Raw genomic sequence first — 13,036 nt, 5'->3', positions numbered from 1 at the left:
ACGGCTCCCTCCCTTTTTTTACAATATATATTATACAATCTTAGCTTTTTATTTCATCTTTTTTCATTATTTTCAACCCTTCTAAAAATATTTAATCATGCACTACAAAATAATAGTATCTCTTATTGCTTTTTTTAGTTTATTTTCTGTTTTAGCACAGAAGACAGACGGAGGAGATAAAGTTCAATTTAAAATGATCAACGTCAACAAAGATATTTATATGCTTCAGGGCAAGGGAGGCAATATTGGTTTAAGCTTCGGACACGATGGTGTTTTTATGATTGACGATCAATTTGCCGATTTAAGTGAGGATATTCTTAAGGAAATAGCCAAAGTGGATAAAAAACCCATTCAGTTTTTAATTAATACCCATATGCATGGAGACCATACCGGTGGAAATGCAAACATGGTAGAAGCAGGAGCAATTATTGTAGCACAGGATAATGTGAGAACCCGATTGCAAGAAACAATAATAAAAGCCGAAGACAAGGCAAGAGGAGATACCAAAATTTTGCCGACCATTACGTTTGCACAAGACATGACCTTCTATTTTAATGGCGAAAAAATCATGATTTTTCATGTTCATGATGCACACACCGATGGAGATGCCGTCGTCTATTTTACCCAAAGTAATGTGATTCACACCGGAGATGTTTTCTTTAAAGATCGTTACCCCTACATCGATTTAAATAATGGGGGAACTGTACAAGGTTACATGGCAGCTCTGGAGAAAATAGCATTACTCGCCGATGATGATACTAAAATTATTCCCGGACATGGAGATATCGGCACGAAGAAGGATTTAGAGGCAATGGCAAGCATGCTGGGTAATATTTACAGACGCGTAACGCATCATTATACCAATCACAAAACGAAAGCAGAGATAATTGCAATGCGCGACTTTACAAAACCTTTCGACGATTTAGGCTTTGGAAATGGATTTATAAGCACCGAAAAGATGTTGGAAATAATGTATGATGATGTGGAAAAAATTAAAGGTAAGATTGACAAACGGAATATGGAGGAGCGCCTTCAGGAGGAATTAATGAAGCAACAGGAGAACAAAGGCGGTAAAGGAGAATAATCCTTTTTATTAAAAATCGTAATACCAGTTAAACAAATCGGTTCTTATACCAAAGTTTACCCAGGTTGTCTGATTTTCAAAGACTGTTTCGGTGTTTAGTGTTGGTTTAAAATCTCTGAAAATTACACTTCCGTATATCTTTAAATTGGTTGCCGGATTTAACAAATATCCTGCCTGCACTTCAGCGTGAAGAAAGTCGGTGGTATTACCCTGAGCCAATTCATTTCCAAGATCTGAAGGACGATCATCTTCGGTTCCATAAATATCTCCCCCGTAAAAGAAGGAATCGGCTGTAGTGTTAAACTCCAGTCCACGCTTGGCAACAACTACTTTAACGTCTCCAAAAATTCTGCCCTGCTGGTAACGAGCAATGGCAATAAATTCTGAAAAATTTGCACCAAGGGTATGAGCCATAGACTGATTATTATGTCCGTAATTTAGCACCACACTGTTGTGCGAATAGGTAAACGGGCGCACCCTGTTGTACTCTCCATGCAGGTAAAGATTCTTTATCCCAAAGGCATCGTAGTATTTTAGCCCTAATTGATAACCTGTCTTGTTTTTGTAGCTGCCATCACCGCCAAGGATATCACTTGAAGAAAATTCGTCGATAATTAGTTGTGCATAGGCATTCACCCTATCCGTAAATTTATACTTGGCGCTTAGTCCGATTAACGCATTTCCCCCTCGTGAGCCGGTAGAAAACTCGATGGCGCGATAAAAAATAACAGGGTTTATATAGTTGAAATCAAATCCTCTGTCATTGTCATTTTCCCACAGTACCGATTCGAACAGACCAATATTTAATCGTTTGGTAACATTGTAGCTTAAATAATGATTTGCCATGTATTTTGTGCGGAAGGAACCATCCAGCGTAACATCGGAACGAACATCACGTAACGACATCCACGTATTGGTATATTTTAATTTCCAAAAGGTCGAATTCACCTTAAAAAAAGGATACGCGCTCGCATTATCACTCATCAATAACGATCGATATCCATCGCCAATAAAGTTCTTCCCATGCCCTAACTGTATGTTAAACCATTTGGAAGGTGTAAATGAAATATGCCCCGTTGCGATTGGATAATCGTACGAATCGGTTTTAAATATTTTTGCAATTCCTCTTCCCGGAATAATTGCCGGGTTTCCCCCATCGGGTTTTATGGATTCGGCATATCGGTTAAAATAGTCTGCAAATCGCCCCTGACTTTCATAAATCACTGCAAAAAAGCTGATGCTTTTTCCAACCCCACCCTGTGTATACACCAAACGCGTATTGTTATAGGTGTCAATTTCGGAATCCAGATCTTTTCCCACCTGCAGATCTACCCCGGGGTCTAAGGTAAACCAATAGCCATCCCCTTTAAAGGTAACCATATGTTCGTTCCACCATTTTCTTCCGAACCAGGAAGTTTTGTTTTTCAACAGTTTTTGGTTTTCGGCTTCAAAGTTGTAATATTTATTCACTTCACTGTAAATAAAAGGCTTTTGCGCCGTATGATTGTTTTGTCCCACTCGGTTTAAAGCGGGATCAAAAAGACTGTAGTTATGATGTGACAGCGGAATATTTATATTGCTGATGTACTCTTCGTTGGCATAGGGAAATTTCTCAATAGCATCGTATTCCTGCTTTAATGTTTCAATAGTCTCGGCTTCTGAAGGGGTAGTTTTTATGATAACTTTTTCAGAAAAAGCTGCATTTGAAATTCCCTGAAGCGGAATTTTTAAAGGCATGGTAAACTGAACGTAGGTAGGATTGCCGTTGTAAGTGGCCGGTGTAATTTTCGGTAAGGACTCAAAGACTCTTTTGGCTTCCTCTTTTAGTTCGTTGTATATTCCGTCCACATATAAAACTTTAAAGGTACCTTCCTTATCTACTTCAAAAAATACCACCACACTTCCGGAATAATTTTCAGTAGCAACAATTTCGGGGGTTTTAAAATTTGAAAGTACAAACTGTTGTAACGTATAATTAAAACAGGCTTCCAGAGCATCAACGGAAACCTTGGCACATTCGCTAAAAACAGGGTATTTTTCAAAACTAGAGGTATTGTTTTGGGAGATACTTGAGCAGAAAACAAATAAAACCAGAAGGTAGGTATATTTCTTCATTGGGCAGTGAACATATTTTGTGATGGAAAGATACGTTTTTTTTGGAATGTCGCTGTCTCAAAAAAGGTACCCGTCTCAAAATTGATTGAGACGGGCTTTTAATTTTTAATTGATAATTACCGTGATAGGTATGGAATACATCACATCAACATTTCTTCCTCCCTGTTTGCCCGGTTGCATTTGAGGTAACCTATCGACCACTCTTTTTGCCTCCTCTGCCAATGAATTGTCCCGAGCTCTTGCTCTAACATCGGTTACATTACCATGAGAGTCAATTTTAAACTGAACGTCAATTCGTTGCGGTTTCCCGGAAGCATTGTCCGAAAATTTATCGGTGTTAAAACGGTTTCCTATAAAGCTACTAATCTTTGAAGACATACATTCGATACGCTCTTTATTGGTAGCCAATTTTTCACAACCCGGAAACACAGGTACAAATTCTACTCCAAGTAACGATCTGGGCTTGTTGTCGTCCGGCAGAGTCGTAGTCGTACTAAGTGTATTGGGGTTGGTGTTCACCGGGGGATTATCATTAGGCGCCACTGGTGTTTCCTGTGTATCATTATCGGGGGTATCGACCATAGGTATAACATTAGTTATTGCGCGTTGCTTCACCTTTGGTGTTTTAGGAATTTGCTTTTCCCGTAGTACCTTAGACTTGGGTGTTTCGTCCATTATCACAATAGTGTGAATTGTGTTAGGCTCGTCGATGGTTATTCGCTTTTTGACAGCATAAGAATCTGCTGTCAGGCCAAAAGTACTTTCCATAACGAAAAATACGGTGAGCAAGCTCACAATAAGCCCCAGTTGAAAAAACAATCTGGAATTCCAGGTGATGTTAATACTCTTTTTATCCTCTCTCTTAGAAAGCAATTTTGGTTGGTTGCTTTTAAAAATGTTCACAGATGGTTTCATAACATTTGTATTTAAGGATTAGTACTACCTTTATAATACAAGACTTATGCCATAAAAAAAGCCTTGAGGTTTTCTCAAGGCTTTTGTACTTAAAAGTTTATTTTTTTTATTCTACTTGGAATCGGATAGGAAGCGAATAAAGTACTCCTACCGGCTTTCCGCGTTGTTTTCCGGGAGTCATTTTTGGAAGACGTTTTACAACTCTTACAGCTTCTTCTTCCAATTTAGGATGTGGTGCACGTGCTTGCACATCTACAACATTTCCGTTCTTGTCAATTTTAAACCGAACAAATATTCTTTGAATTCCTTCCAAGCCTAAATCTCCTGCCAAATCCCCATTGAATTCCTTTTTTACAAATTTGTCGATTTGCTCAGACATACATGCTTTCTTCGCATTGTTTCCTGAAGCACTTTCACAACCGGGATAGATTGGCACGTTTTCAATTACAGCAAAAGGTACATCTGCAATTTCTTCTTCAATAGCCTCTTCAATTTCGGCAATTTCAACAATCTCGGCCTCCTGATTGGTTTCCGTAGATTTTACAATAGTCTCTTCTACTTCCTGTTCATCTTCAACTACTTCAATCACTTCCGGAGCCGGTGGCGGTGGAGGTGGTGGAGGTGGAGGTGTTAGCTGTTGTGTAATGGGAATTTCTTCCTCTAACTCATCACTAACCGCTAAAGTATCTGTATCTAATGATCTGTCGTATGTTTTATATTCGATGGCACGCCAAGCAATAAATAGCATTAAAATCATTCCTAATTGAAAAAAAAGCATGCTTCTCCTGCTGAGATCTACTTTCGGATTTTTCTTGGGTTTCATAATAAAGAGTATTTAAGTAGTTGCTAAAATATAGAAAACTATTGTAATATAAAACGAAAATTGTTTATTAAGTTTTAAACCTCTGTTTTGTTCTCAAAAACAAGAAGATTCCAATAATTGAACCTAATACATTGGCCAAAACATCCATTATATCGGCCTGTCTTGTTACCGTATATTTGTCTTGTAACACCTCAATTATTATGCCATATAGAAGACATGCTACTACTACAATTATAATTAATGGAAATAATCCTTGATGGTTCTTTAACTTATAACCGTAGAATAACCATAGCAAAACCAGGCCCACATGGATACATATATGCACTAATTTGTCTACGGGTATAAAATCAATTCTTGGAAGTCCTCCGGCAGGCAGTAGTAAGGCAATAGTTACCACCACCGTATACAGCGTCGCGAAAATAAGGAGTGTTTTACGCTCCGATAATTTTTTTATAAGCGGCGTCATCCAGTAAATCTTCTACTTCTTCGGGGTTAGAAATTTTAATTTTTATCATCCAACCCTCCCCGTAGGGATCTGAATTTACTTTTTCCGGTTCAGATTCCAGACTTTCATTAAACTCTATAATTTCACCAGAGAGCGGTAAAAAAAGATCAGAAACTGTCTTCACGGCTTCTACTGTTCCAAAGATTGCATGTCTCTCCAGAGTTTCATCGACTGATTCAACTTCAACATATACAATATCCCCAAGTTCTCCTTGAGCAAATTCGGTAATTCCAACCGTGGCAATGTCACCGTCTATTAATACCCATTCGTGGTCTTCTGTATACTTTAAGTTTGAAGGTACACTCATAATAATTTCAATTAATAAGGTTGTTTATTTAGTTTCCAAAATTATATCGAAGTGTTAACCCACTTCTAATTGTTGTTTGCGGAAATGCAGTAGAAATTGCATATTCTGAAAATGTGTGATCGTAGTAAAATAATGCCGTTAGGTTCTTACTTAAGGCATAATCTGCCGAAAACTGAAGCCCATAAATAGTTTGCCCAGCTGTTGTCTGATTATTTTCGATATCCAGATAGCGAATAATAGTTTTGTTATCTCTTCTGGAAACGTCCAATTTAAAGTTTAGGTCACTTTTAAGGATTTGCTTCTTTCCACCAAAATTGGTTCCTATTCTCAGGTCAGCAATACGATACCCCAAACCAACAACTACCTCGTTTCCTTTAATTTCGGTAAGTAAATTATTAGCGAAACTTAAAGATAAGGCTCTGTCTTTTCGCAATTCAGCCAATATCTTTATTGAATTCTTCATTTCAAAATCCACACGAATCAAAGGTGAAAATTGTTCAGTTAGATTCACATTGGTCAGGAATATTCTGCTTTTGAAATTACCCGATTGATCGGTGGCTTCGGGTACAAGAGGATCGTAATCCAAATTGGTTTGAAACTGATTTACTGTATATCCGGCTCTATAACCATGTTGTACAGAAAATCGTTTAAATCGTTTTTTAAACCATTCCAATTTCATCAATCCGGTGTATTTCACATCCCAGTTGGGAAGCGGTACATCTCTGAATATTCCTGTTTTCTCGTTAGAAGCATCACTACCTTTATAGGCTGAAAGAAATGCCGGAAGTAACACATCCTGACTCGATTTCCCGAAACCTACGGGATAGCCATCTTCGTCTCTAGGGAAGGTGGAAGTGCCATAAAACTCTGTAGCCAATCTATCTGCAATTACCAGTCGGTTTGTTCTAAAATCGCTAAACGCTGCCGAACTATTTTCATCGCTGGTGCTAAAAGCTGTCTTAATAAGAACTGTTGAAATATTAAAGTTTCCAAAGGTAGTCGGGGTCAAGGAACGATACAATCCGTCTTCAACTATATAGTTTTCCGCATAATTTTCGGAATAAATTCTGCTTCCGTTAAGATCAATTTTCAAGTCGGGAATCAATTCAATATTTACCTGAGCATCCAATTGCTTGCTTTCAACCTCTGTGTACTGATCGTTAAATTCGGGGTAGAGTGTTAGCCACCCTTTACGAGCTGCTAAATCTCTAATTTCTGCCTGACTTCCGAAGGTAAATCCTGTACTGGGTTTTAAGGTTCCTACAAACCCAACAGACGGAGTATAACCGGGCAAGAAAATACCGTTATTCTCCAGATAATTTAACTGTATTTTCTTAATTGAAGTTAGCAACCCAATTAGGGTATTTACTGCCTTATCTCCTCCACTCAACGACCCTGAATTTGCAGCACCGGCGCCAGCATTGCTTCCTGAAGTCTCGCCAAGGCCGGTAGTGTTTTGCTCCTCTTTGCTCTTTTCTTCTTCTCCACCTTTACCACCGTCTTTTCCGCCTCTACTCCCGGGTCCGCCTTTTAATTCGACACCACCATTATTGTCGCCCGCACCACTTTGATTACCGGCCTTTATTTTTGTCAACCCTACATACTTATAGAAATTATTCATATCTAAACTTGAATTAATTCTATGAGTACTTGCATTTTGAACTGAATTTCCTAAATCGTAGGTCTGAGTAGTTCCATCGTTTAAAGTAATAGGAATACTATTAAACAAGTCACTTCCATCCTGCCATTGGAAATCTCCTGTATATGAATAGGTAGCTCTAATAAATTTCAAGAACGGAAACTTGCTAAATGGTAAATCGTAATTTATCTGCAGTGATTGGAAGTGCTGATTGGGCTCTCCTACATCAAAAAATCCGTCCCAAACGCCAATTGAGTTATCGGCAAATCCCTGCTCATCGATGTAATTAGTTACAATTCGATTGTTGGACGAATTGAAATTGAAACGCAACGATTTAGTAAGATTATGATTAATGGAATATTGCCAATCGAAAAGGAAATTACGTTGGTATAAGGTTGGCAGCCCAATATTCCCCGGAATTAAATCCAACTCTCTAAATTTCTGTTCGTTGTACTGTCTTATAATGTTCGAACTTGAAGTAATGTTAGAGGGCAACAGATTAAAATTCAAATCTTTTAAAAATTGCCAGTACTTTCCATTAAAGATGGAATCGTTCTTTTTGAAAGGTTCAAAATTTGCCGGTGCAAAAGTATAGTTATACGTTCCACCAACCCGTACATTTTGATCCAAGGCTTCGGCAATTTCAAAATCGTGATGATTTACCTGATTGTATGAATACGAAAAGGTAAAGTTTTCGACATCGTAAGGCATTGGTTTTTTAGTGCCGGTTCTATCCTTCCGAACACCAATAAAATTAATACTCTGACGTTTGGTATAATCTACAGATTGTTGTTTAATTTCATCCTTTCTTGTAGGATCTTCCGTATCATCAATACGATCATTCAACTCGATATCATCAAACTCGGGATCGTACTGAGGCGTAATCAATTCTTCTGCACGCCCGTAATTAAAAGGCAATTGGATCCCCCATTTACGCGGAAGCAATTGACCTAAATTTACATTGGTTACTACATCGTATTGTTGTACATCTTCACGACTCCGTTGGTTGGGGCCTTGTTCTATGGAACCAAAACCAACAGTGCTTCTTCCTGCTGTTCCGCTTACTGTAGCAAAATCGGCCACGTTTGCGTCCATATTAACCACTGCAGCCCATCCTCCCTGATTTTTTAAATCTGAAAGGCGCAATTCATTAAACCAAACTTCACCACATAACTCATTTGTAGTTGGATTTTTTAGACCCAACATAATGGTTCGAACGTTTCCGAAACTTGGATTTCCTTTCACACCAATACGCAAATCGTTTTCCGGCCCGGCTGCAGAGTCGGGATCCAAATCTATTTGGTTATAGAATGTAATTTGAGTAGGATCTACATTTATATCTCCTAAAGTTGCTGTTTTTGCTTTCTGAAGTAAGTTCAATGGCAGGTTTAACCTGTTTTCAATGGGCCATACCACTTCGGGGATAAGAGATTCCGCAGAAATATTTAAAGGAATTTCCACCTCGTAAAAGTTCTGATCTAAATCGGTTCCCAGTCGGATAAAGGCCACTAGTTCTCCATCTGAAGGAATGGTTTCATTGTCTAAGCCTTCGGCGTGAATAAACATTTCAAGGTTTTCGTACTGACGCATGTCTACGTTAAAATTCTTATAAACTGCACGCCCGTCCCCACTTTCAAGTCCGCAAACACGCAATACCAGAGATTGCTCATTCTGACGAATAATATTGTTGTTATTGTTGAGTTCCTCTCTAATAACTCCTGGTGGCAATACGTACGAACCACTATTTTCTTCAATGCTAACGGTTTCTACTTCAAAAAGGGTATCGTCATCATCGGGGTCATCGGTAGGCACCTGCAACGATTTGGCAAATCTTCTGTAATCACCGCGAATTAATTCCAATGTCCCAAAACGTAAAACGGTCGGTTCGCTAAATCCGGTCATATACATTCTCATAAAACGAATGGATCGGAAATCGGAAATACCTCCAATTGCTGCATCGGCCTGATCAATTGGCACCTTAAACTGCACCCAGCGAACGTCTACCGTAGAATTATTAGGAAGTGTGATACCATTTAGAATTTTTTCATCGGTAATAAACTCGTTATTCATACTATTCATATCTCTGGAGATAGGAATTCTATATTCGTAATAACTGTTCACCGTGTTCATAGTATTATCACGGTTAATATCTTCCACATCAGGCTGTGCCGTAGAACCACGATTGTCATTACCAACAACCTCCGGTGAGTTACCTTCAGTTCCGTTATAATTTCTATAGCGATCTACAATTCCGCCTTCAGCCTGTAAGAAATACTGGTAATTATCTCCTGCTGGATCGGCCAAACCTCCAAATGCAGGAAACTGTGCCGCTTCGGTAGCATCGTTAATTCCATCGTACCCAATATCCTGATTAATACGTTCCTGGCCCTGTGTATCGAAAGTATACACCAATGATTGATTGGTAGGTACTTTTCCGTAAACTGTTGGAGTAGTATTTAAGGTTCCTCCATCTTTTGGAAGACCATTTTCATATTGCTTTCTTCCGTCTTTTAAAATGTCTTCGGAAATATTTCCCAGGTTAAAGTATAACTCTCCACTATCGTTAAGTGATGGGTCATGGTAATAAGGATCCATTACCCAGAACTGAATGTATTCTACGTTGGAACGCTCAAAATCGGTGGTGGTAAGCTGCCGCATAATACCTCCAAACCTCGTTTCGGGATTCGGCAAGGTATTGCCTCCGTTGGCCAAGGGGTTAAAGTTATAAGGCCCTCTTTCACCCGGATAATAGGCTAAATCGAGTGTAAATAAGGCTTGTGTTTGGCCTTGAATAATATCTTGCTCCGGAAAAATTTCATCTCTGAAAACTCTACGCGTAAACGGATTCGAAATATCATCATCGCTAATCCCGGCCGGACGCTGACTGCTATAAAAAATAGGATCTATGGTATACCAATTTAATTTTGCACGATTGTAGTTGTAGGCGAGATTCGAATTATCGGCATCGTTATCAAATCTATCGGGTGTGCTCGAAAGAAACCATGATAACGGACTTCCAACATCTAATGCTGTTTGGGATGCCTCAAAATCGTCTACATATACGGTAGCCTTTCCGTTAAAATCGGAAACTTTTGGTGCTCCCGGCATCAGGTAAGCAAACTCACCTCGTATGGAGAGGTTCGATTCTACATCGGTATCGATGTTGGGAAGATGATTTACCAATCTGGTTAGGAAAGGTACTTCGGTAGAATAGTTGGCATTAAAACCTAATATGGTATTGTTGATTGGCTCAACATTATAGGAAGATTTCTGCGTCAACGGTCGCTCATTCAGATTTAAATAAGTGGCACCAATCTGAAATTTATTACTAAACTTATGCTCTACATTCAACCCTGTAAAACGCTTGGTTTGCTGTCCAAACAATGCGTTATTTTCGGTTGTGATACTAATTGGCGTATTCGAATTAAGCAACGCGGGATCTAAGATTTGAACCCTTCCTAACTGATAATTTACGGTATAATCCACACCTTCTACCAAGGTTCTACCATTTGCAGTAACAGTAACGGAACCCTGTGGAATATTAAACGCTCCAATAGGAATTCCATCGGCACCGGTCGATTTGTAACTACCCTTTAACTGAAAAAAGTTCTTATCGCTATCCTCCTGTTCTGCCTCCGTTTTAGTTGTAGAATACAGCGATCTGAAAACGTATTTATTTTGATTGGCATTATAGGTTGCCGGATTGTTATAATCTTCGGGGCCTCCATTGGGAGTATTGTCCAATTCCTTAAATAAATATTCTCCAAAAGGTTCGACACTTGTAAAAATAATACGCCCGTTTTGCGTATCGACGGTAACTCCCGGAAGGAAATCGAAAAAGCCATCGCCTCCTTGCTGTGGATCGTTATTAAAATTCAATCGATCCAAATTAAACACCCGTAATAAGGTTGCCTCCGCAATATCCACATCGTTGGGATTGCTAGGATCCGGATCGGGGAAAGGTGTTCCGTCTACCGGAGAAATGTAATTTAATGGCGACGGACTTGTATATAAAATATTTAATCTGAAATCTTCCTGCTCCAGTTGATATGCTCCTAAAGGATAGATGTTTTTCATCATCAAGTCCCAAATAGGTTCGTTAACACTGGTAATATTACTCTTCAATAATTTAACCACCAAGTTCTGAGCAATTCCTTGCAATGGTGGTTCACTTGGATCAGGATTTGGAATTTCACCGCCTGAAGCTTCTACTCCGTCATTGGCAAATTCTCCTACCTGGTAAACCTTTCCGTTTACGGTAAACTGAAATGCTATCGCCAAAACCTCATCATTATTCAAACGCTGATTCAAGGATATATACCCCAATTGAGAGTTTAATTGATACTCGGTTTGCGTTAGTTGTCTGGCATTTTCCAACGTAACGTAATCCAATCCTTCATTTACACCAACACCCGAAAATCCTTGGTTTACCGTTGCAATATCCCGAATGGCACTATTTAAAAGCGACTGTTGACTCCCATCAATTCCGAAGGGATTAAAGTCGTTATTTCTGTTATCGGGATACGAATTACCCGGTTGGTTTATAAAACCTCCCGGAATAACATTCAGACCAATATTTTCTGCCTTGGACTCTCCAATGTCCTGAATCGCAACAATGTTTCTCACATTTTCGGTTCTATTGGAACGATTGGTAATCCAAACTTCTGCTCTGGTAATTTGAACGTTCGAATTAATAAAAGGATATTGTTTTAAAGCTTCGTCGTAACGATCTCTAAAATAATGTGCCAGGAAGAAGTGACGATTCTCGTCGTATTCGGAAGCGTATAATTCGAAGTCGGTAATTGTGGCTCCTCCTTCAGCGGTAACCGATCTGGTTTCCGATTTTTGTTCCGAAAAAACGCCTGTAATGGTTGTCTTACCAAACTGAAGCTGTGTCTTTACTCCAAATAAGCTTTGCGCTCCTTGAATTAAGGAACTGTTGAGTGGCATACTTACGTTTCCAACCTCAATTTTCTGAATGATATCGTCCTCGGTAGGAGTGTATTCTAATTTTATCTGGTTTTGGAAATCGAAGGTAGATTGTGTGTCGTAGTTGGCTGTTACCTGAAGTCGTTCTCCAACTTTACCTAATAAACTTAAACTGATTCGTTGATCGAAATCGAAAGAAAGATTGCTTCGGTTACGAGGCGAAAAGGCCGGGTTATCCTGTTTTGTGTATAAAAGACCCAGGTCCATTTCCACACTACCCTGTGGAATAACTTCGATGGTATTTCCGCCGAAAACCGATTCGAAAAAGTTTGAGTTTACATAAAAGGTTGGGAGTAAGTTTTTCTGTGCTTCTTCAGACCCTTCCTTTCTACCATCGGCTGCATCAATTTTTTCTTTAAAATAGGCCTTCATCTGCTCCTTCATAACCAATTCCCGGTATTCATCGGGAGTAAGTATAATGGGATAGCTAATAGTGAAACCACCTATCGCCTGGGTGTAAATATATCTATCGGTAATAGGATCGTAGGTATAGACGTCCTGTATACTTGGAGGGTTTGGCAAATCCAATCTTCCCATGGAAGAACCTGTAGCGGTAGAGTCCTGTGCAACTACAGAACTGTAACTACCAAAAATGAAACCTATAACTAAGAGAAGCTTACTAAAGCTATTGATGTAATCGTAATTTTTTGCGCCCAATT

At 39.1% G+C, this 13,036-nt stretch carries 7 protein-coding genes; 1 reads left to right on the top strand and 6 read right to left on the bottom strand.

The window, feature by feature from the left end; translation table 11 throughout:
• Positions 1-97 precede the first annotated feature (97 nt).
• Positions 98-1,084 carry an MBL fold metallo-hydrolase gene (locus ATE92_RS06960; RefSeq protein ID WP_100803013.1) on the top strand — a complete coding sequence of 329 codons (987 nt, stop codon included), beginning with the start codon at positions 98-100 and terminating at the stop codon, positions 1,082-1,084.
• Between the two features lie 9 nt (positions 1,085-1,093).
• Here the strand turns inward: ATE92_RS06960 and ATE92_RS06955 are convergent, their stop codons facing one another.
• The 6 genes from ATE92_RS06955 to sprA form a co-directional block, all read right to left on the bottom strand.
• Positions 1,094-3,199 (bottom strand): energy transducer TonB, encoded by a 2,106-nt coding sequence (locus ATE92_RS06955; RefSeq protein ID WP_100803012.1) that lies wholly within the window; start codon positions 3,197-3,199, stop codon positions 1,094-1,096.
• 105 nt (positions 3,200-3,304) lie between these two features.
• Positions 3,305-4,114, bottom strand: a complete 810-nt coding sequence (locus tag ATE92_RS06950) for an energy transducer TonB (RefSeq protein WP_100803011.1) — start codon at positions 4,112-4,114, stop codon at positions 3,305-3,307.
• Between the two features lie 106 nt (positions 4,115-4,220).
• The gene (locus ATE92_RS06945) at positions 4,221-4,937 is read right to left on the bottom strand and encodes an energy transducer TonB (protein WP_100803010.1); all 717 of its coding nucleotides are present in this window, start codon (positions 4,935-4,937) and stop codon (positions 4,221-4,223) included.
• A 67-nt stretch (positions 4,938-5,004) separates the two neighbouring features.
• The gene (locus tag ATE92_RS06940) at positions 5,005-5,403 is read right to left on the bottom strand and encodes a VanZ family protein (protein ID WP_100803009.1); all 399 of its coding nucleotides are present in this window, start codon (positions 5,401-5,403) and stop codon (positions 5,005-5,007) included.
• On the bottom strand, positions 5,369-5,749 hold the full coding sequence (gene gcvH / locus ATE92_RS06935; protein WP_100803008.1) for a glycine cleavage system protein GcvH: 381 nt from the start codon (positions 5,747-5,749) through the stop codon (positions 5,369-5,371). Before gcvH ends, ATE92_RS06940 begins: the two co-directional genes overlap by 35 nt.
• Before the next feature lie 28 nt (positions 5,750-5,777).
• Complete coding sequence (sprA, locus tag ATE92_RS06930) at positions 5,778-13,034, bottom strand: cell surface protein SprA (RefSeq protein WP_369819696.1); 7,257 nt, start codon at positions 13,032-13,034, stop codon at positions 5,778-5,780.
• Positions 13,035-13,036 lie beyond the last annotated feature (2 nt).

The organism is Ulvibacter sp. MAR_2010_11, from assembly GCF_002813135.1.
In the GTDB taxonomy this organism is placed as follows: Bacteria; Bacteroidota; Bacteroidia; order Flavobacteriales; family Flavobacteriaceae; genus Altibacter.
The sequence above is the reverse complement of the archived record's forward strand: the minus strand, read 5'-3'. Positions and strand labels throughout refer to the sequence as shown.